Origin of the sequence: Streptococcus oralis, from assembly GCF_023109005.1 — a bacterium.
GTDB classification, from domain to species: domain Bacteria; phylum Bacillota; class Bacilli; order Lactobacillales; family Streptococcaceae; genus Streptococcus; species Streptococcus oralis_BU.
Map to the genome: position 1 here is coordinate 127,198 of NZ_JALDTU010000003.1, position 19,914 is coordinate 147,111.

Genomic DNA, 19,914 nt, shown 5'->3' on the forward strand with positions numbered 1-19,914 from the left:
CACGTATAAAAAAAGAAGGAGTCATATCTAATGGCAAAATTGACTGTTAAAGACGTTGACTTGAAAGGGAAAAAAGTTCTCGTTCGTGTTGACTTCAACGTACCTGTTAAAGATGGCGTGATTACTAATGACAACCGTATCACTGCAGCTCTTCCAACTATCAAGTACATCCTTGAACAAGGTGGACGTGCAATCCTCTTCTCTCACCTTGGACGTGTAAAAGAAGAAGCAGACAAAGAAGGTAAATCACTTGCTCCTGTAGCTGCTGACCTGGCTGCTAAATTGGGACAAGAAGTTAAATTTATCCCAGGTGTTACACGTGGTGCTGAATTGGAAGCAGCAATCAACGCTCTTGAAGATGGACAAGTTCTCTTGGTTGAAAACACTCGTTTCGAAGATGTTGACGGCAAGAAAGAATCTAAAAATGATCCTGAACTTGGTAAATACTGGGCATCTCTTGGAGATGGCATCTTCGTAAACGATGCATTCGGTACAGCTCACCGTGCACACGCATCTAACGTTGGTATCTCAGCAAACGTTGAAAAAGCAGTTGCTGGTTTCCTTCTTGAAAACGAAATTGCCTACATCCAAGAAGCAGTTGAAGCTCCAGAACGCCCATTCGTAGCCATCCTTGGTGGTTCAAAAGTTTCAGACAAGATCGGTGTTATCGAAAACTTGCTTGAAAAAGCTGATAAAGTTCTTATCGGTGGTGGGATGACTTACACATTCTACAAAGCTCAAGGTATCGAAATTGGTAACTCACTTGTAGAAGAAGACAAATTGGATGTTGCGAAAGCTCTTCTTGAAAAAGCAAACGGCAAATTGATCTTGCCAGTTGACTCAAAAGAAGCAAACGCATTTGCTGACTACACTGAAGTGAAAGACACTGAAGGTGAAGCAGTTGATCCTGGATTCCTTGGTTTGGATATCGGTCCAAAATCTATCGCTAAATTCGATCAAGAATTGACTGGTGCGAAGACAGTTGTATGGAACGGACCAATGGGTGTATTTGAAAACCCAGACTTCCAAGCTGGTACAATCGGTGTCATGGACGCTATCGTGAAACAACCAGGTGTGAAATCAATCATCGGTGGTGGTGACTCAGCTGCCGCAGCTATCAACCTTGGTCGTGCAGACAAGTTCTCATGGATCTCTACTGGTGGTGGAGCATCAATGGAACTCCTCGAGGGTAAAGTTCTTCCAGGACTTGCAGCCTTGACTGAAAAATAAATAGTTTAACTAAAAGAAGATGGTTTAACCATCTTCTTTTTAATTTCATTTATAAATATGTTAGATTTATCGATAAATGAAGGGGGGAGAGTAAATGTTTGCATCCCGCATCATAAAATGCTACTATGGATGGTAGATGATTAATTTAGATAAGAAAGGGATTAGAATGAAAAATAAAAAAGAAGTCTATGGATTTCGTAAAAGCAAAGTTGCCAAAACTTTGTGTGGTGCTGTTTTAGGAACTGCTTTGATTGCTTTTGCAGACAAAGCAGTATTTGCTGACGAAGTTACAGAGACAACTAGTACAAGTACAGTTGAGGTAGCTACCACAGGAAACCCAGCCACAAATCTACCTGAAGCTCAGGGTGAAATGAGCCAAGTTGCCAAAGAGAGCCAAGCTAAGGCTGGTTCTAAAGACTCAGCTTTGCCAGTAGAAGTATCATCAGCTGATTTGGATAAAACAGTTGCCGATGCAAAATCTGCAGGAGTTAAGGTAGTTCAAGATGAAACAAAAGACAAAGGAACAGCCACAACTGCTACAGAAAATGCTCAAAAACAAGATGAGATTAAAAGCGACTATGCTAAACAGGCTAAAGAAATAAAGACAACAACTGAAGCATATAAAAAAGAAGTCGCAGCTCATCAGGCAGAAACAGATAAAATCAATGCTGAAAACAAAGCAGCGGATGACAAGTATCAAAAAGATCTAAAAAGTCATCAAGAAGAAGTTGAAAAAATCAACACTGCTAATGCAACAGCTAAAGCAGAATATGAGGCTAAGCTAGCACAATATCAAAAAGATTTAGCAACTGTCAAAAAAGCAAATGAAGATAGTCAACAGGATTATCAAAATAAACTTTCAGCTTACCAGATGGAATTAGCTCGAGTACAAAAAGCTAATGCTGAAGCTAAAGAGGCATATGATAAAGCAGTAAAAGAAAACACTGCAAAGAATGCAGCGCTTCAAGCTGAAAATGAAGCGATTAAACAACGTAATGAAACTGCAAAAGCAACTTATGAAGTGGCAATGAAGCAGTATGAAGCAGATCTTGCAGCTGTTAAGAAAGCTAAGGCAGATAATGATGCTGATTATCAAGCTAAATTAGCAGCTTATCAGACAGAATTAGCTCGAGTACAAAAAGCTAATGCGCAAGCTAAAGCAGCCTATGAAAAAGCTGTTGAAGAAAACACAGCCAAAAACACAGCGATTCAAGCTAATAATGAAGCGATTAAGCAACGTAACGCTACTGCAAAAGCGACTTATGAAGCAGCGTTGAAGCAATATGAAGCAGATTTGGCGGCAGTTAAGCAAGCAAATGCTACCAATGAAGCAGACTACCAAGCTAAGCTAGCCGAATACCAGACGGAATTAGCTCGCGTTCAAAAAGCTAATGCTGAAGCTAAAGAAGCTTATGAAAAAGCAGTAAAGGAAAATACTGCTAAAAATGCTGCACTCCAAGCTGAGAATGAAGAAATCAAGCAACGCAATGCTAAAGCCAAAGCAGACTATGAAGCTAAAGTTGCAAAATATGAAGCAGACCTTGCCAAGTATAAGAAAGATGTAGATGAGTATCCACAGAAACTCAAAGAGTACAATGAAGAGCAGGCAAAAATCAAAGAAGCTCTAAAAAAACTTGAACAAACTAAGACAGAAGACGGAAATTTGACGGAGCCATCTGCTCAAAGTTTGGTGTATGATTCTGAGCCAGATGCTAAATTATCTTTGACAACAGAGGGTGGCACACTTCTCAAATCCTCTGTAGTTGATGAAGCTTTTAGTAAAAGTACATCGAAAGCCAAATATGATCAAAAAATCTTACAGCTAGATGACTTAGATATTAGAGGGTTAGAGAAAGCTGATTCAGCTACTTCAACTGTTGAGTTGTACGGAAATATTGGGACTAAATCAACCTGGACTACCAACGTGGGGAATAATACGGAGGTGAAATGGGGCTCAGTACTTTTGAAACGTGGCCAAAGCGTAACTGCGACTTATACTAACCTTCAAAAAACGTACTACAATGGTAAGAAAGTTTCCAAGATAGTCTATAAGTATACTATAGATGAAGATTCGAGATTTAAAAATCCTAGTGGAAATGTATGGTTGGGAATTTTTAGTGACCCAACGCTAGGAGTTTTTGCGTCGGCATACACAGGTAACACAGAGCAGAATACATCAATTTTTGTAAAGAATGAATTCACCTTTTATGATGAAAATGACCAACCAATTAATTTTGACAATGCCCTTCTTTCAGTAGCATCTCTAAATAGAGAAAATAATTCTATTGAGATGGCCAAGGATTACACTGGTAACTTTATTAAAATTTCCGGTTCATCTGTTGGAGAAAAAGACGGAAAGATTTATGCCACAGAAACCCTGAACTTTAAACAAGGGCAAGGTGGAGCTCGCTGGACAATGTATAAAAATAGCCAGCCTAATTCAGGATGGGATTCATCAGATGCTCCAAACTCTTGGTATGGTGCAGGAGCAATTCGAATGTCAGGAACAACTAACCGTGTGACAGTTGGTGCAACTTCTGCTACTTTAGTAGTTCCTTCTGATCCAGTTATGGCGGTTGATACAGGTAAAAGACCAAACATCTGGTACTCACTCAATGGTAAGATTCGTGCCGTTAATGTTCCAAAAATTACCAAGGAAAAACCAACTCCGCCAGTAGCACCAACTGAACCACAAGCTCCTACTTATGAGACAGAGAAACCATTGGATCCTGCTCCAGTAGCGCCAAGCTATGAAAATGAGCCAACACCACCGGTAAAAACTCCAGATCAACCGGAGCCATCAAAACCAGAAGAGCCAACATATGAGACAGAGAAACCATTGGAACCAGCTCCAGTAGCGCCAAACTACGAGAATGAGCCAACTCCACCGGTAAAAACTCCAGATCAACCAGAGCCATCAAAACCAGAAGAGCCAACATATGAAACGGAGAAACCATTGGAACCAGCTCCAGTAGCACCAAGCTATGAAAATGAGCCAACACCACCGGTGAAAACTCCAGATCAACCAGAGCCATCAAAACCAGAAGAGCCAAATTATGATCCATTGCCAACTCCGCCGGTAGCACCAACTCCTAAGCAGTTGCCAACACCACCAGCGGTGCCAACAGTTCACTTCCATTACAATCGTCTATTTGCACAACCTCAGATTAATAAAGAAATTAAAAATGAGGATGGAGTAGATATCGATCGTACTCTAGTTGCTAAGCAGTCTGTAGTGAAGTTTGAGTTGAAAACAGAAGCGTTGACAGCTGGTCGTCCAAAAACAACTTCATTTGTATTGGTAGATCCACTTCCAACTGGTTATCAGTTTGATTTGGAAGCAACCAAGGCTGCAAGCAAAGGTTTTGAAACAAGCTATGACAAAGCTAGTCACACTGTAACCTTTAAGGCTACTGATGAGACATTGGCAACATACAATGCTGATTTAACTAAACCTGTTGAAACTCTTTATCCAACGGTTGTTGGTCGTGTCTTGAATGATGGGGCGACTTATACAAATAACTTTACATTGACAGTCAACGATGCCTACGGTGTTAAGTCAAATATTGTTCGTGTAACGACTCCAGGTAAACCAAATGATCCTGACAATCCAAACAACAACTACATCAAGCCTTTGAAAGTTAACAAGAACAAGCAAGGTGTGAATATTGATGGCAAAGAAGTTCTAGCTGGTTCAACGAACTACTACGAATTAACATGGGATTTGGATCAATATAAAGGTGATAAATCTTCTAAGGAAGCAATCCAAAACGGCTTCTACTATGTAGATGATTATCCAGAAGAAGCCTTAACCCTTCAACCAGAATTGGTTAAGATTCGTGATCTAGAGGGCAACCTTGTATCAGGTATCAGTGTTCAACAATTTGATAGTTTAGAAGCTGCTCCTAAGAAAGTTCAGGACTTGTTGAAGAAAGCAAACATCACTGTTAAAGGTGCTTTCCAACTCTTCTCAGCTGATAATCCAGCCGAATTCTACAAGAACTATGTAGCAGCAGGAAAATCATTGCTCATCACAGATCCGATGACAGTTAAACCTGAATTTGGTCAAACGGGTGGTAAGTATGAAAACAAAGCCTACCAAATTGATTTTGGAAATGGCTATGCTACAGAAGTAGTTGTCAACAATGTACCGAAAATCACACCTAAAAAAGATGTGACAATCAGTATGGATCCAAGTAGTGACAATATTGATGGCCAAACTATTCCGTTGAACCAGTACTTCAATTATCGTTTAATCGGTGGTTTGATTCCACAAAATCATTCTGAGGACTTGAATGACTATAGTTTTGTAGATGATTATGACCAAAAAGGTGATCAATACACTGGAAACTATAAAGTTCTTGCCAAGGTTGATATCCGATTGAAAGACGGTCGTGTTATCAAGGCAGGGACAGACTTAACCGCTGAAACACAGGTTGAACATGACCAAGATAAGGGAATGATTACCATTCGCTTCAAGAAGGAATTCCTTCAAGAGATTCAGTTGGATTCTCCATTCCAGGCTGAGACTTATATTCAAATGAAACGAATTGCTGTCGGAACTTTTGAAAATACCTATGTAAATACTGTGAACAAAGTTGCTTACGCCTCAAATACAGTTCGCACGACAACGCCAGAACCTAAGAAACCAGAGGAACCAACAACTCCTAATTCTAATCCAAATCCAAAAGGAAACCCTACTCTACCTCAAACAGGTACAAATGATTCAAGCTACATGCCATATCTTGGTCTAGCAGCTTTAGTAGGAGTTTTAGGACTTGGTCAGTTGAAACGAAAAGAAGACGAAAGCAACTAAGCTCTAAAAGTTAAATAGAAAAGAGGAACTCTGTTTCCTCTTTTTTATAGTCCGAAATTAAAAACGCTTCCTATTGATTTTCACTCATAAAATCAACTGATTTATGTTAAAATGGTAGTAGAAAGTTGAGATTATGAGTTATTTTAAAAAATATAAATTTGATAAGTCACAGTTCAAACTTGGTATGCGGACTTTCAAAACGGGGATTGCCGTTTTTCTAGTTCTCTTGATTTTTGGTTTTTTTGGCTGGAAGGGGCTTCAAATCGGAGCGTTAACAGCGGTCTTCAGTCTACGAGAAAGCTTTGATAAGAGTGTCCATTTTGGAACTTCGCGTATCTTAGGAAATAGCATCGGAGGTTTTTACGCCCTTGTCTTTTTCCTCTTAAACACTTTATTTCATGGAGCCTTTTGGGTAACCTTACTAGTTGTTCCGATTTGTACCATGTTAACCATTATGACAAATGTTGCTATGAACAACAAGGCAGGAGTTATCGGTGGTGTAGCGGCTATGTTAATCATTACCCTATCAATACCAAGCGGAGAAACATTTTTGTACGTGTTTGCGCGTGTATCGGAAACTTTCATGGGAGTTTTTGTCGCAATTCTCGTAAATTATGATATTGATCGTATTCATCTCTTTTTAGAGAAAAAAGAAAAATAATGTTACATTTTATGACATTATCAATTGACGTTTGTCTTTTTTTAGACTATAATAGACAGAAAGAAGGAAAATGTAAATGAAGGAAAAAGAATTTCGCCGAAATATGGCTGTTTTTCCTATTGGCAGTGTTATGAAGTTGACCGATCTCTCGGCGCGTCAGATTCGTTATTATGAAGATCAAGAGTTGATTAAACCTGATCGAAACGAAGGAAACCGTCGCATGTATTCGTTGAATGATATGGATCGTCTGCTTGAAATCAAAGATTATATCTCTGAAGGCTACAATATCGCTGCCATTAAGAAAAAATATGCTGAACGTGAGGCGAAGTCCAAGAAAGTGGTGAGTCAGACAGAGGTGCGTCGCGCACTTCATAATGAACTCCTTCAGCAGGGACGCTTTGCTTCAGCACATTCACCTTTTGGTCGCGGTTAGGCAATCGCAAGTAGTCATATATTAAGGAGAAAAACCATGCCAATCACAGCTGCAGATATTCGTCGTGAAGTCAAGGAAAAAAATGTTACCTTTATTCGTCTCATGTTCTCAGATATTTTGGGAACGATGAAAAACGTCGAAATTCCTGCTACAGATGAACAGTTAGATAAAGTCTTGTCAAACAAGGCTATGTTTGATGGATCTTCTATTGAAGGTTTTGTACGTATCAATGAGTCAGATATGTACTTGTACCCAGACTTGGATACATGGACAGTCTTCCCTTGGGGAGATGAAAACGGAAGTGTTGCAGGTTTGATCTGTGATGTCTATACAACAGAAGGTAAACCATTTGCAGGTGACCCTCGTGGCAATTTGAAACGTGCTCTTCGCCATATGGAAGAAGTAGGATTCAAATCCTTCAACCTTGGACCAGAGCCAGAATTCTTCCTATTTAAACTAGATGAAAATGGAGACCCAACACTTGAAGTAAATGACAAGGGTGGCTACTTTGATTTGGCGCCTACTGACCTTGCGGACAATACACGTCGTGAGATTGTGAATGTCTTGACCAAAATGGGATTTGAAGTAGAAGCAAGTCACCACGAGGTTGCAGTTGGACAACATGAAATTGACTTCAAGTATGATGAAGTCCTCCGTGCCTGTGACAAGATTCAAATCTTTAAGCTCGTTGTTAAAACTATTGCTCGCAAACATGGGCTTTATGCAACCTTTATGGCGAAACCAAAATTTGGTATTGCTGGATCAGGCATGCACTGCAATATGTCCTTGTTTGACGCTGAAGGAAATAACGCCTTCTTTGATCCAAACGATCCAAAAGGAATGCAGTTGTCAGAAACGGCCTACCATTTCCTTGGTGGTTTGATCAAGCATGCCTATAACTATACTGCTATCATGAACCCAACAGTTAACTCATACAAACGTTTGGTTCCAGGTTATGAAGCGCCTGTTTACATTGCTTGGGCTGGTCGTAACCGTTCGCCACTTGTGCGCGTGCCTGCTTCACGTGGTATGGGAACTCGTCTTGAGTTGCGTTCAGTGGATCCGATGGCAAACCCATACATCGCTATGGCAGTTCTTTTGGAAGTCGGTTTGCATGGTATTGAAAACAAAATCGAAGCACCAGCTCCTATCGAAGAAAATATCTACATCATGACAGCAGAAGAGCGTAAGGAAGCTGGAATTACCGATCTTCCATCAACTCTTCATAACGCCTTGAAAGCTTTAACAGAAGATGAAGTGGTCAAGGCAGCCCTAGGTGAACACATTTACACTAGCTTCCTCGAAGCTAAACGTATCGAGTGGGCTAGCTATGCAACCTTCGTTTCACAATGGGAAGTTGATAATTATTTAGATCTTTACTAATATAGAAGAAAGATTGCCTGAGGGTGATCTTTTTTTTGCATTTTATATCGGACTGTGATATAGTTTATATAACGAAGTGCGATATATCGAATTAAATAGGAAGTGTGGTTAAATGGAATTAACAGATAAGATCAGGCGTGTTTACCTTCCCATGACTGAAACGGGTTTTTATATCTTGTTTTGTCTACAGAAGGAGAACCATGGATATGGTATTACACAAAAGGTCAAGGAGATGACAGATTCGCAAGTTTCGATTAGTCCAGGGACCATGTATGGGACCTTGTCAAAGATGGAAAAGGATGGCTTGATTTTCTTTGTCCGAGAAGAGGAAAAACGGAAAATTTATCAGATAACAGATTTGGGACGAAAAGTTTTGGAGATAGAATTGAAACGTATTGAACGACTTTACAGAAATAGTCGGGAGGAAGGATGATGGAAAAGAAAAGTGTTTACCGAATTTTTACCATTGCGGATTATGATAGGGAGGCTCTATACTTTAGAGAAATGCATGCTAAAGGCTGGAAACTTAGGAAAGTAAGCTATTCTATCTTGTTGTTTGCAGTTAAGTATACCTTTGAAAAGTGTCAGCCTGAACAAGTGTCTTATCAGTTGGATTTTTACCCAATGAGAACATCAGAGAGAACCTCTTATTTGCAACTGTTTAAAGACTGTGGCTGGGAGCATATTACAGACTTCAATAGTTTTTCCTATTTTAGAAAAGCACATTCTGAGATTGAATCGGATGCAGAGTTTGAAATTTATAATGATGCTACTGGGAAGTTGGATATAGTTCATCGGATTTTAAGACTGCGGTTGCTTCCTGTTTTGTTTTTCTTGTCAATGTTGATTCCGTTGTTCTTAAAGTTGCTCAGTGAAAGAGACGTTTTTAGCGGGCTAGTATTTTTGCTTACTATCATGGATTGTATTTTATTGTTGGCTCTTGTGGTTCAGATTTCTTATATTTTTTGGAGATTGTTTCAAAAGTGGACAAAATTATCTAATAAATGAAACAATGCCTGTTTTCTAATTTGGAGGTAAGACAATGAATAGCAGAGTAGAATTTCGGATTTTTACAATAGTTGATTTGGATAAGGTAGAAGAATATTTACATGAGATGCACTTGAGAGGTTGGAGATATAGAACTAATCGTTTTGGTTTTTTCTATTTTGAGCAATGCCGCCCAGATGATGTCATCTATCATATCTATGATTCTAGATTTCTTAAAAAGTATAAGCATGAACTGCAAGATTTTAGAAATAGCGGTTGGGAATTGATAGAAACAGGTTTTTGTTCAATTCTTCGTAAACCAACTTCTGATATACTTTCAGAGGATCAAGTCTATATGAGTAAGGGTCTTAGATGGGAAATGGTAATTTCCAGACTCCGTTCCTCTATAGCTACCCTTTTGGGTGGGCTTGTTGCTTGCTTGGTTCTATATAGAGACAATCTCTCTTCATCTTTCTTCCTTATTTTCGGTATATACGGTCTCATGATTTCTTATCTAATCTATGCTTTTTTCAGACTTAGAAGGAAATATAAAGTAGATAAAAAGTAAGATTCTAGGTCTTCAGACTGATTTTTAGCACTCTTAACAAAAGAGTGCTAATTTTTTGAGTTTTTCTCTTGACATTCTCTTCTAAGGGTGTATAATAGAATCATGAGTTAGCACTTGGACGTGTCGAGTGCTAATCGATTGGACAGAGAGGAGTGATGAGATGGTTACAGAGCGTCAGCAGGATATTTTAAATCTGATTATTGACATCTTTACCAAAACGCACGAACCTGTCGGATCCAAGGCGCTACAAGAATCTATCAATTCTAGTAGTGCTACCATTCGTAATGACATGGCGGCTCTAGAGAAGCAGGGTTTGCTTGAGAAGGCTCATACCTCAAGCGGCCGGATGCCAAGTGTTGCTGGTTTTCAGTACTATGTGAAACACTCGCTGGCTTTTGACAGACTGGCTGAAAATGAGGTATACGAGATTGTCAAAGCCTTTGATCAGGAGTTCTTCAAACTGGAGGATATTCTGCAAGAGGCTGCTAATCTACTGACAGACCTGAGCGGCTGTACGGTAGTGGCACTGGATGTTGAGCCGAGCAGGCAACGGTTGACAGCCTTTGATATCGTTGTTTTGGGACAACATACAGCCTTGGCAGTATTTACCCTAGACGAGTCCCGAACGGTTACCAGTCAATTTCTGATTCCAAGGAACTTCTTGCAGGAAGATTTAAATCGCCTCAAGACCTTGATTCAAGAACGTTTCCTCGGTCACACGGTTCTGGACATTCATTACAAGATTCGGACGGAGATTCCACAGATTATCCAGCGTTACTTTACGACAACGGACAATGTCATGGATCTCTTTGAACACATTTTTAAAGAAATGTTCAATGAAAACATTGTGGTATCGGGCAAAGTCAATCTCTTGAATTTTGCCAATCTAGCAGCCTATCAGTTCTTTGACCAACCGCAAAAGGTGGCTCTGGAGATTCGTGAGGGTCTGCATGAAGATCAAATGCAAAATGTCCGTGTTGCGGACAGTCAGGAGTCTTGTCTAGCAGACCTAGCGGTGATTAGCAGTAAATTCCTCATTCCTTATCGGGGTTTTGGAATTCTGGCGATTATCGGTCCAGTCAATCTGGACTACCAGCAATTGGTCAACCAACTCAATGTAGTCAACCGCGTATTGACCATGAAACTAACGGATTTTTACCGCTATCTCAGCAGTAATCATTACGAAGTACATTAAGATTGAAATCATTAAAGGAGGCGAAAATGGCCCAAGATATAAAAAATGAAGAAATAAAAGAAGAGGAAATTGTGGAAACAGCTGAAGAAACAACTCCTGAGAAGTCTGAGTTGGACTTGGCAAATGAACGTGCGGATGAGTTCGAAGACAAATACCTTCGCGCTCATGCAGAAATGCAGAATATCCAACGCCGTGCCAATGAAGAGCGTCAAAACTTGCAACGTTATCGTAGCCAGGACTTGGCAAAAGCAATCTTACCATCACTCGACAACCTTGAGCGTGCTCTCGCAGTTGAAGGTTTGACAGATGATGTGAAGAAGGGCTTGGAAATGGTGCAAGAAAGCTTGATTCATGCTTTGAAAGAAGAAGGAATCGAAGAAATTGCTGCTGACGGTGAATTTGACCATAACTATCACATGGCCATCCAAACTCTCCCAGCAGACGATGAACATCCAGCAGATACCATCGCCCAAGTCTTCCAAAAAGGCTACAAACTCCATGACCGCATCCTACGCCCAGCCATGGTGATAGTCTATAACTAGGCAATAGAGCTTAAAAATTTTGTCCGAAACGACAATAAACTATGAAAGAAAGATAAAAAGCAAGCCGGAGGCTTGCAAGGAAGATATTGCCCGCAGTGGTGAAAGTTTCAGTAGCTTTGGCTACTGAAACAGGGGATTTTTGAGACAATAGGCTCAAAAATAAGTGATGAAATCCCGAAGGGAGTTGCTCACGTCCCCACCACTTAAGGGAAATATCAAAAAATCAAAATTCGAATTAAAATTTAAGGAGAAAAACACATGTCTAAAATTATCGGTATTGACTTAGGTACAACAAACTCAGCAGTTGCAGTTCTTGAAGGAACTGAAAGCAAAATCATCGCAAACCCAGAAGGTAACCGTACAACTCCATCTGTAGTATCATTCAAAAACGGCGAAATCATCGTTGGTGACGCTGCGAAACGTCAAGCAGTTACGAACCCAGATACAGTAATCTCTATCAAATCTAAGATGGGAACTTCTGAAAAAGTTTCTGCAAATGGTAAAGAGTACACTCCACAAGAAATCTCAGCTATGATCCTTCAATACTTGAAAGGTTACGCTGAAGATTACCTTGGTGAAAAAGTAACTAAAGCTGTTATCACAGTACCTGCTTACTTCAACGATGCACAACGTCAAGCTACAAAAGACGCTGGTAAAATCGCTGGTCTTGAAGTAGAACGTATTGTCAACGAACCAACTGCAGCAGCTCTTGCTTACGGTTTGGACAAGACTGACAAAGAAGAAAAAATCTTGGTATTTGACCTTGGTGGTGGTACATTCGACGTATCCATCCTTGAATTGGGTGACGGTGTCTTCGATGTATTGGCGACTGCAGGGGATAACAAACTCGGTGGTGACGACTTTGACCAAAAAATCATCGATCACATGATTGCAGAATTCAAGAAAGAAAATGGTATTGACTTGTCTACTGACAAGATGGCAATGCAACGTTTGAAAGATGCCGCTGAAAAAGCGAAGAAAGACCTTTCTGGTGTAACTTCAACTCAAATTAGCTTGCCGTTTATCACTGCTGGTGAAGCTGGGCCTCTTCACTTGGAAATGACTTTGACTCGTGCCAAATTTGACGATTTGACTCGTGATCTTGTAGAACGTACAAAAACTCCAGTTCGTCAAGCCCTTTCAGATGCAGGTTTGAGCTTGTCAGAAATCGATGAAGTCATCCTTGTTGGTGGTTCAACTCGTATCCCAGCCGTTGTAGAAGCTGTTAAGGCTGAAACTGGTAAAGAACCAAACAAATCAGTAAACCCTGACGAAGTTGTTGCCATGGGTGCTGCCATCCAAGGTGGTGTGATCACTGGTGATGTGAAAGACGTTGTCCTTCTTGACGTAACGCCATTATCACTCGGTATCGAAACAATGGGTGGAGTATTTACAAAACTTATCGATCGCAACACTACTATTCCAACATCTAAGTCACAAGTCTTCTCAACAGCAGCAGACAACCAACCAGCCGTTGATATCCACGTTCTTCAAGGTGAACGCCCAATGGCAGCAGATAACAAGACTCTTGGACGTTTCCAATTGACTGATATCCCAGCTGCACCTCGTGGTATCCCACAAATCGAAGTAACATTTGATATCGATAAGAACGGTATCGTGTCTGTTAAGGCTAAAGATCTTGGAACTCAAAAAGAACAAACTATTGTCATCCAATCAAACTCAGGTTTGACAGACGAAGAAATCGACCGCATGATGAAGGATGCTGAAGCTAACGCTGAAGCAGATAAGAAACGTAAAGAAGAAGTAGACCTTCGTAACGAAGTAGACCAAGCAATCTTTGCGACTGAAAAGACAATCAAGGAAACTGAAGGTAAAGGCTTCGATGCAGAACGTGATGCTGCCCAAGCTGCCCTTGATGACCTTAAGAAAGCGCAAGAAGACAACAACTTGGATGATATGAAGGCAAAACTCGAAACATTGAACGAAAAAGCTCAAGCCCTTGCAGTGAAACTCTATGAACAAGCTGCAGCTGCTCAACAAGCTCAAGCAGGAGCAGAAGGCGCGCAAGCAACAGGAAACGCAGGCGATGACGTCGTAGACGGAGAGTTTACTGAAAAATAAGATGCAAAGCCCGTTAAAACCTCACAGTGAAAATAGGAAATCTAACGCAGAAACTTTAGTTTCTAGGAAGATTTGTCTTTTTCACCAAGAGGTTAGGGCGTGCTTGATTCGGTAAGATGTTGAGGCGTTAAGAAAACGAAAGAAAAATAGGAAGCCATCGCCTTGTGCGATGCACAAAAGATGGCTTATCTTTTTTCCGAAGTTTTTAGCCGAAACTCAGTTAAGCATTGCTAGTTTGATTTTTAAAACTCGAACTAGTAAGTATAAGAAGAAATCCAGAGGTTGCAACCCAGCCTCTGTTTTTCGGTAAAAAGGGCCTGAACCTGATTTGTTTGGGAATATAAAAGAAAGGAATTGAACCCGACTTAAATCGTGGTCTCGTTCCGCAATATTAACAGAAAGGAATAAGGGTGTTCGTAATTGAACTCGAGCGGAAAGCTTGGAAATTAGATAAACCTCCTAAGAAATCAGGATTTCTTGTCGGTTTCCTAAATTTCAGTCGCTTTCTGTTCGCTCTTAGTATCTTATATGAACAATACTGAATTTTATGATCGTCTGGGGGTGTCAAAAAACGCTTCGGCAGACGAGATCAAAAAGGCTTATCGTAAGCTTTCGAAAAAATATCACCCAGATATCAACAAGGAGCCTGGCGCTGAGGAAAAATACAAGGAAGTTCAAGAAGCTTATGAGACTTTGAGTGACGACCAAAAACGTGCAGCCTACGACCAATATGGTGCTGCAGGTGCCAACGGTGGCTTTGGTGGTGCTGGCGGTTTCGGTGGCTTTGACGGAGCAGGTGGCTTCGGTGGTTTTGAGGATATCTTCTCAAGTTTCTTTGGAGGAGGCGGTGCTTCGCGCAATCCAAACGCCCCTCGTCAAGGGGATGACCTCCAGTATCGTGTGAATTTGACCTTTGAAGAAGCTATCTTCGGAACGGAAAAAGAAGTGAAATACAACCGTGAAGCAAGTTGTCGTACATGTAACGGATCTGGTGCTAAGCCAGGAACAAGTCCAGTCACTTGTGGACGCTGTCATGGTGCTGGTGTCATTAACGTCGATACGCAGACTCCTCTTGGTATGATGCGTCGTCAAGTAACTTGTGATGTCTGCCATGGTCGCGGAAAAGAAATTAAAGATCCATGTACTACATGTCATGGAACAGGTCATGAAAAACAAGCTCATAGCGTACATGTAAAAATCCCTGCTGGTGTGGAAACTGGCCAACAAATTCGTCTAGCTGGTCAAGGTGAAGCAGGCTTTAACGGTGGACCTTACGGGGACTTGTACGTGGTGGTTTCAGTTGAAGCTAGTGATAAGTTTGAACGTGAAGGAACAACCATTTTCTACAAGTTGAATCTCAATATTGTCCAAGCAGCTCTAGGAGATACTGTGGAAATTCCAACCGTGCATGGAGATGTTGAATTGGTCATTCCAGAGGGAACTCAGACTGGCAAGAAATTCCGTCTACGTGGCAAGGGAGCACCAAGCCTTCGTGGTGGTGCCGTTGGTGACCAATACGTTACCGTTAATGTCGTGACTCCGACAGGTTTGAACGACCGCCAAAAAGCTGCGCTTAAAGAATTCGCAGCTGCAGGTGACTTGAAAGTCAATCCAAAGAAAAAAGGCTTCTTTGACCATATAAAAGATGCCTTTGAAGGTGAATAAAGTAAAAAGAGCCGACTGGCTCTTTTTGTGTTATCTTTGAAAATTTAGCGTCGAAAAATCATTTCCAGTTAGCCTACTATTTATACTTTTGAGTGAGCAAGCCAGCTTCATCTATCTCCTGGATGAGTTGCTTGATTTCCGCTTCTTTGCAGGGCTTAACGGTGACGGTATCAATGTGTTTGATTGCCGAATTATCCTGAATATCTACCAAGGTCAAGGCTTTTTCATAGAATGCGATTCCCTTTTTTAGACTTTCCTGATCCTTCCAAAAGAGAATTGAGTAATTGGGATTAAATTTCTTTCCGATTTCTTGGAGATACTTCTCGCTTTCTTTTTCTAAAAACTGCAATAAACCATGATTGAACAAGTTGTCTCCTACTTTATAGTAGGAGATATCTCCTGTCTGGAGGACATAGACTTCGAGTCGATTTTTGGTGAGTTTTGGACTTTCTTTTAGGACAGTGTGACTATTGATAATCTCATCTGAGAAAGTAACATAAAAATGTAAGCCCCCACCCTCGTATTGATAGTGTCCATCTGATTCTACTTTCTCGGGAGGCATGTCAAGAGAGATAAATATTTGTTTTAAGGATTCATTTCCTTTTTGGATGTCACTCGGTGAGGCCTTGAAAAGATTCATCAGTAGTAGAAATGCTAGAGCCGTCAGAAGGCAGAGACAGCCACAAGGGATCGCGATGACCTGCGCTAGAACTTTTAAAAACTGTTTCACTTTCATTCCCTCCCTTTTCTGTTCGAATCTAGTAACCCAAAAAGGATTTAAGGAAACTTGGAGGCTCTCTTATCCTTGTTTTTCTTCTTGGAGGACCGCCATTCTAGTTTGGAAATCTTTTTCCAAGACTTTGAATTTATAGGTTAAATCTTTTTGGTATTCCTTGATAAGGGCTTTTTGTTGGTCGATGATTTGTAGGCTGTTTTGGATGATATCCAAATCATCCTTGATAGCTTCGACGCGGTCAGTTGTATCTAGCACTTCATCCTGAATGGCTTGGCGATTTTTCACAACAAAATAACTTCCGGCTGCAGCTCCTACTAAGAGCAGTAGATTTGATAATTTCATGGCAACTCCTTAAGCGTTTTTAATGGTTTCAGCGACTTGGGCAAGTTTGTCAAAGTTAGGTTCGTGGGCGATAAAGTCAATCTTGAGGTCATCTTCTGCACTGTAGCGAGGTACGAGGTGCACGTGAGTATGAAAGACCGTTTGACCTGCGACTTCCTCGCAATTGGCGATGATATTCATACCAGCAGCCTTGGTAGCCTTCATGACTTTTTGAGCTACTGTTGGCACTTGGGCAAAGAGTTGGCTGGCGCTGGTAGCATCCATCTCCAAAAGATTGCGATAGTGCTCTTTGGGTACAATGAGGGTGTGTCCAGGCGTTACTTGAGAGATATCAAGAAAGGCAAGAATCTGCTCATCCTCGTATACTTTTGAAGCAGGAATCTCCCCTGCGATGATCTTACAAAAAATGCAATCTGACATAAAATCCACCTCTACTGTATTGAATTTTGATATAATATAGCTACATTATACCAGATTCGGAGAAAATATGTTAGAAATTAAAAACCTGACAGGTGGCTATGTTCACGTCCCTGTCTTGAAAGATGTGTCCTTTACAGTTGAAAGTGGGCAGTTAGTCGGTTTGATTGGTCTCAACGGTGCGGGGAAATCAACGACTATTAATGAGATTATTGGACTTTTGACACCTTATAGTGGAGAAATCAAGATTAATGGCCTAACCCTGCGAGAAGATGCGACCAATTACCGCAAGCAGATTGGCTACATCCCGGAAACTCCTAGTTTGTACGAGGAATTGACTCTCAGAGAGCATATCGAGACGGTTGCCATGGCTTATGGTATTGAACAAAATCTAGCTTTTGAACGCGTAGAACCGCTTTTAAAAATGTTTCGTCTGGATCAAAAATTGGACTGGTTTCCTGTCCATTTCTCAAAAGGAATGAAGCAGAAGGTTATGATTATCTGTGCTTTTGTGGTAAATCCTAGTCTCTTTATCGTGGATGAGCCTTTTCTTGGCCTCGATCCGCTGGCTATTGCAGACTTGATTCAGCTTTTGGAAGTAGAAAAGCAAAAAGGCAAGTCTATCCTCATGAGTACCCACGTGCTGGACTCGGCGGAGAAGATGTGTGATGCCTTTGTTATCCTCCACAAGGGAGAGGTGCGGGCTCAGGGGAACCTCCAGCAACTCCGCGAAGCCTTTGACATGCCTGAAGCGAGTTTGAATGATATTTACTTGGCTCTGACCAAAGAGGAGGACCTATGAAAGACTTGTTTTTAAAGCGAAAGCAGGCTTTTCGTAAGGAGTGTGTCGGTTATCTGCGTTATGTTCTCAATGACCACTTTGTCTTGTTCCTACTAGTTCTCATCGGTTTTCTAGCTTACCAATACAGTCAACTCTTGCAAGATTTTCCTGAAAATCATTGGCCTATCCTCTTGTTTTTGGGAATTGTATCTGCCTTGCTTTTGGCTTGGGGAGGAATCGCGACCTACATAGAAGTACCTGACAAGCTCTTTCTCTTAGTCAGTGAAGAGGAGGTCAAGTTGTACCTCAAAGGACAGACGTCGCGTTCATTGGTTTTCTGGACAATTGTCCAAACCCTCTTTTTACTGGTGTTTGCACCTTTATTTTTAGCCATGGGCTATGGCTTGCCTATCTTTCTTTCCTATGTGCTTTTATTAGGAGCTGGGAAATATCTCCTCTTTCGTCAAAAAGCCAGTAAATTTTTTACTGAGAACGGAATTGACTGGGACTATGTGATCGCCCAAGAAAGCAAGCGCAAGCAAGTTTTGCTTCGTTTCTTTGCTCTCTTTACTCAGGTCAAGGGCGTTTCAAATAGTGTCAAACGTCGCGCTTATCTGGATTTCATCCTAAAGACTGTTCAAAAGGTGCCAGGGAAGATCTGGCAAAACCTCTATCTCCGCTCTTATCTGCGAAATGGAGACCTCTTTGCTCTCAGTCTTCGCCTCTTGCTCCTATCCTTGTTAGCTGTGATTTTTATCGAGCAGTCTTGGATTGCGACGGCAGTGGTTGTCCTATTTAATTACCTCATGCTCTTCCAGTTGTTGGCTCTCTATCGTGCTTTTGACTACCAGTATTTGACCCAGCTCTTTCCTTTAGAAAAGGGTGAAAAAGAGAAGGGACTACAGGAAGTTATCCGAGGATTGACAGGTTTTGTTTTAATGGTTCAACTGATAGTTGGTTTGATTACCCTCCAAGAAAAACTAGCCCTTCTAGCCCTGCTTGGAGCTGGACTGGTTTTACAAGTCTTGTATTTGCCTTATCAGGTAAAACGTCAGATGCAGGATTAATCTTACTTATAGGACACTAAAAAAGAAGTTGAGTTCAGTCTGTCTCAGCTTCTTTTATTTTCTACAAGATAATAGTTGGTCCGTAGAGACTTAGCTTGGTTTTGACTTGGTCAAAGTGGAAACGGTCATAGGCCCGCCAAGCGGCGCGAGTAGGAGCATCTGGATTGAGAGCGCTGAGACCCAGGAGAAGACTGGAAGTCTGATAAAATTTTTCCAGTTCAATCAAGAATCGATTATCCACTGTCTCAGTTTTAGAGAGAAAGTCAAGGATATTGTCCAGCTGCTCCTGAAAGCGGACATCGTCAGCTGTTGCCTGTTTGCAGACTTGGTAGGCTTTGTTTAAGTCAGTAATCAGTGCCTGAGCTCTTTTGATTGGGTCTGTAACCGTCATGAGAATGCCTCCTTTGTGCTAGTTTTAAAGTTGTTTCAAGTGATTGTCTTTCTATAATCATAGCTTATCACCTTTAACTCTTTTTTTACCTTCAAATCTTTAATTGTCATTGAAATTTCCTGAATGGTAATTGCAGGATTTTATGATAAAATAATTGTAAGGTTATCATATATATTTTTTAGAATACTTCGACACTTTAGGAATTTTTGAGAACCGTTTAGGATTTGGTGAAAAATAGTTTCTAGACTTATGTTATCCTCTTTTTAGGAGGTTTTATCCATGAACTACATTATCATCCAAAAAGAGAAAGAAATTTTCAAATTAAACATAAAGGATATCTACTATATCCAAACGCATCCAAGTAAAGCCCATACTGTGCAGATTGTTACAGAAAACGCTAGCTTTGATCTATTTCAAAATTTAAGCAATCTTGAGAAACAATATGGGGAAACCTTGACGAGATGTCATCGAAATTGTCTGGTTAACCTTGAACGGCTAAAATCCATGGATATCCAATCAAAGACCCTCTTTCTTGGAGAAGAAGGTCAATATGCTGTCAAGTATGCCAGACGTCGCTATAGAGAAATTCGCCAAAAATGGTTGAAACAAGGAGAGTAA

The 19,914-nt window shown here is 40.8% G+C and carries 19 protein-coding genes; 15 read left to right on the forward strand and 4 right to left on the reverse strand.

What is annotated here, in order from left to right:
• Positions 1–30 precede the first annotated feature (30 nt).
• From M1F56_RS04510 to dnaJ, 12 genes are all read left to right on the forward strand, one after another.
• Positions 31–1,230 (forward strand): phosphoglycerate kinase, encoded by a 1,200-nt coding sequence (locus M1F56_RS04510; protein WP_001096767.1) that lies wholly within the window; start codon positions 31–33, stop codon positions 1,228–1,230.
• A gap of 166 nt (positions 1,231–1,396) precedes the next feature.
• Positions 1,397–6,046 (forward strand): antigen I/II family LPXTG-anchored adhesin, encoded by a 4,650-nt coding sequence (locus tag M1F56_RS04515; RefSeq protein ID WP_247916995.1) that lies wholly within the window; start codon positions 1,397–1,399, stop codon positions 6,044–6,046.
• A gap of 133 nt (positions 6,047–6,179) precedes the next feature.
• Positions 6,180–6,707, forward strand: a complete 528-nt coding sequence (locus M1F56_RS04520) for an FUSC family protein (RefSeq protein ID WP_084853030.1) — start codon at positions 6,180–6,182, stop codon at positions 6,705–6,707.
• Between the two features lie 76 nt (positions 6,708–6,783).
• Positions 6,784–7,140 carry a transcriptional repressor GlnR gene (gene glnR, locus M1F56_RS04525; RefSeq protein ID WP_000659550.1) on the forward strand — a complete coding sequence of 119 codons (357 nt, stop codon included), beginning with the start codon at positions 6,784–6,786 and terminating at the stop codon, positions 7,138–7,140.
• Positions 7,141–7,176: 36 nt separating this feature from the next.
• Positions 7,177–8,523 carry a type I glutamate--ammonia ligase gene (gene glnA, locus M1F56_RS04530; RefSeq protein ID WP_001122897.1) on the forward strand — a complete coding sequence of 449 codons (1,347 nt, stop codon included), beginning with the start codon at positions 7,177–7,179 and terminating at the stop codon, positions 8,521–8,523.
• A gap of 112 nt (positions 8,524–8,635) precedes the next feature.
• Positions 8,636–8,956, forward strand: a complete 321-nt coding sequence (locus M1F56_RS04535) for a PadR family transcriptional regulator (protein ID WP_000423977.1) — start codon at positions 8,636–8,638, stop codon at positions 8,954–8,956.
• Positions 8,956–9,531, forward strand: coding sequence for a DUF2812 domain-containing protein (locus M1F56_RS04540; protein ID WP_247917038.1), 576 nt, complete (start codon positions 8,956–8,958; stop codon positions 9,529–9,531). Before M1F56_RS04535 ends, M1F56_RS04540 begins: the two co-directional genes overlap by 1 nt.
• A 34-nt stretch (positions 9,532–9,565) precedes the next feature.
• Complete coding sequence (locus M1F56_RS04545; protein WP_247916996.1) at positions 9,566–10,078, forward strand: DUF2812 domain-containing protein; 513 nt, start codon at positions 9,566–9,568, stop codon at positions 10,076–10,078.
• A gap of 160 nt (positions 10,079–10,238) precedes the next feature.
• Complete coding sequence (hrcA, locus tag M1F56_RS04550) at positions 10,239–11,273, forward strand: heat-inducible transcriptional repressor HrcA (RefSeq protein ID WP_247916997.1); 1,035 nt, start codon at positions 10,239–10,241, stop codon at positions 11,271–11,273.
• Between the two features lie 26 nt (positions 11,274–11,299).
• A complete protein-coding gene (gene grpE, locus M1F56_RS04555; protein ID WP_247916998.1) occupies positions 11,300–11,815 on the forward strand; it encodes a nucleotide exchange factor GrpE in 516 nt (171 codons plus the stop codon).
• Positions 11,816–12,073: 258 nt separating this feature from the next.
• Positions 12,074–13,897, forward strand: coding sequence for a molecular chaperone DnaK (gene dnaK, locus M1F56_RS04560; protein WP_247916999.1), 1,824 nt, complete (start codon positions 12,074–12,076; stop codon positions 13,895–13,897).
• A 528-nt stretch (positions 13,898–14,425) separates the two neighbouring features.
• On the forward strand, positions 14,426–15,562 hold the full coding sequence (dnaJ, locus tag M1F56_RS04565; protein WP_001066312.1) for a molecular chaperone DnaJ: 1,137 nt from the start codon (positions 14,426–14,428) through the stop codon (positions 15,560–15,562).
• 76 nt (positions 15,563–15,638) lie between these two features.
• Here dnaJ and M1F56_RS04570 read toward each other — a convergent pair whose 3' ends face one another.
• The 3 genes from M1F56_RS04570 to M1F56_RS04580 form a co-directional block, all read right to left on the reverse strand.
• Positions 15,639–16,298 (reverse strand): hypothetical protein, encoded by a 660-nt coding sequence (locus M1F56_RS04570; RefSeq protein WP_247917000.1) that lies wholly within the window; start codon positions 16,296–16,298, stop codon positions 15,639–15,641.
• Between the two features lie 63 nt (positions 16,299–16,361).
• A complete protein-coding gene (locus tag M1F56_RS04575) occupies positions 16,362–16,640 on the reverse strand; it encodes a hypothetical protein (RefSeq protein WP_247917001.1) in 279 nt (92 codons plus the stop codon).
• 9 nt (positions 16,641–16,649) lie between these two features.
• On the reverse strand, positions 16,650–17,060 hold the full coding sequence (locus M1F56_RS04580) for an HIT family protein (protein WP_247917002.1): 411 nt from the start codon (positions 17,058–17,060) through the stop codon (positions 16,650–16,652).
• A gap of 67 nt (positions 17,061–17,127) precedes the next feature.
• Here M1F56_RS04580 and M1F56_RS04585 point away from each other — a divergent pair, with 67 nt between their 5' ends.
• Both M1F56_RS04585 and M1F56_RS04590 read left to right on the forward strand, forming a co-directional pair.
• Positions 17,128–17,859: an ABC transporter ATP-binding protein gene (locus M1F56_RS04585; protein WP_247917003.1), complete on the forward strand. Its 732-nt coding sequence runs from the start codon at positions 17,128–17,130 to the stop codon at positions 17,857–17,859.
• A complete protein-coding gene (locus M1F56_RS04590; RefSeq protein WP_247917004.1) occupies positions 17,856–18,905 on the forward strand; it encodes an ABC transporter permease in 1,050 nt (349 codons plus the stop codon). The genes M1F56_RS04585 and M1F56_RS04590 overlap by 4 nt, the downstream gene beginning before the upstream one ends.
• A gap of 61 nt (positions 18,906–18,966) precedes the next feature.
• Here the strand turns inward: M1F56_RS04590 and M1F56_RS04595 are convergent, their stop codons facing one another.
• Positions 18,967–19,296: a helicase BlpT gene (locus M1F56_RS04595; protein WP_247917005.1), complete on the reverse strand. Its 330-nt coding sequence runs from the start codon at positions 19,294–19,296 to the stop codon at positions 18,967–18,969.
• A gap of 279 nt (positions 19,297–19,575) precedes the next feature.
• Here M1F56_RS04595 and M1F56_RS04600 point away from each other — a divergent pair, with 279 nt between their 5' ends.
• Entirely contained in the window at positions 19,576–19,914 is a 339-nt protein-coding gene (locus M1F56_RS04600; protein ID WP_247917006.1) for a LytTR family DNA-binding domain-containing protein, read from the forward strand.

What these genes read in the sequence shown, in the direction of transcription:
- glnR (WP_000659550.1), top strand. Translation starts at nt 6,784, where the DNA reads ATGAAGGAAAAAGAATTTCGCCGAAATATGGCTGTTTTTCCTATTGGC.
- M1F56_RS04590 (WP_247917004.1), top strand. Translation starts at nt 17,856, where the DNA reads ATGAAAGACTTGTTTTTAAAGCGAAAGCAGGCTTTTCGTAAGGAGTGT.
- M1F56_RS04575 (WP_247917001.1), bottom strand. Translation starts at nt 16,640, where the DNA reads ATGAAATTATCAAATCTACTGCTCTTAGTAGGAGCTGCAGCCGGAAGT.
- hrcA (WP_247916997.1), top strand. Translation starts at nt 10,239, where the DNA reads ATGGTTACAGAGCGTCAGCAGGATATTTTAAATCTGATTATTGACATC.
- M1F56_RS04515 (WP_247916995.1), top strand. Translation starts at nt 1,397, where the DNA reads ATGAAAAATAAAAAAGAAGTCTATGGATTTCGTAAAAGCAAAGTTGCC.
- M1F56_RS04520 (WP_084853030.1), top strand. Translation starts at nt 6,180, where the DNA reads ATGAGTTATTTTAAAAAATATAAATTTGATAAGTCACAGTTCAAACTT.
- M1F56_RS04510 (WP_001096767.1), top strand. Translation starts at nt 31, where the DNA reads ATGGCAAAATTGACTGTTAAAGACGTTGACTTGAAAGGGAAAAAAGTT.
- M1F56_RS04580 (WP_247917002.1), bottom strand. Translation starts at nt 17,060, where the DNA reads ATGTCAGATTGCATTTTTTGTAAGATCATCGCAGGGGAGATTCCTGCT.
- M1F56_RS04545 (WP_247916996.1), top strand. Translation starts at nt 9,566, where the DNA reads ATGAATAGCAGAGTAGAATTTCGGATTTTTACAATAGTTGATTTGGAT.
- dnaJ (WP_001066312.1), top strand. Translation starts at nt 14,426, where the DNA reads ATGAACAATACTGAATTTTATGATCGTCTGGGGGTGTCAAAAAACGCT.
- M1F56_RS04535 (WP_000423977.1), top strand. Translation starts at nt 8,636, where the DNA reads ATGGAATTAACAGATAAGATCAGGCGTGTTTACCTTCCCATGACTGAA.
- grpE (WP_247916998.1), top strand. Translation starts at nt 11,300, where the DNA reads ATGGCCCAAGATATAAAAAATGAAGAAATAAAAGAAGAGGAAATTGTG.
- glnA (WP_001122897.1), top strand. Translation starts at nt 7,177, where the DNA reads ATGCCAATCACAGCTGCAGATATTCGTCGTGAAGTCAAGGAAAAAAAT.
- M1F56_RS04600 (WP_247917006.1), top strand. Translation starts at nt 19,576, where the DNA reads ATGAACTACATTATCATCCAAAAAGAGAAAGAAATTTTCAAATTAAAC.
- dnaK (WP_247916999.1), top strand. Translation starts at nt 12,074, where the DNA reads ATGTCTAAAATTATCGGTATTGACTTAGGTACAACAAACTCAGCAGTT.
- M1F56_RS04595 (WP_247917005.1), bottom strand. Translation starts at nt 19,296, where the DNA reads ATGACGGTTACAGACCCAATCAAAAGAGCTCAGGCACTGATTACTGAC.
- M1F56_RS04540 (WP_247917038.1), top strand. Translation starts at nt 8,956, where the DNA reads ATGGAAAAGAAAAGTGTTTACCGAATTTTTACCATTGCGGATTATGAT.
- M1F56_RS04585 (WP_247917003.1), top strand. Translation starts at nt 17,128, where the DNA reads ATGTTAGAAATTAAAAACCTGACAGGTGGCTATGTTCACGTCCCTGTC.
- M1F56_RS04570 (WP_247917000.1), bottom strand. Translation starts at nt 16,298, where the DNA reads ATGAAAGTGAAACAGTTTTTAAAAGTTCTAGCGCAGGTCATCGCGATC.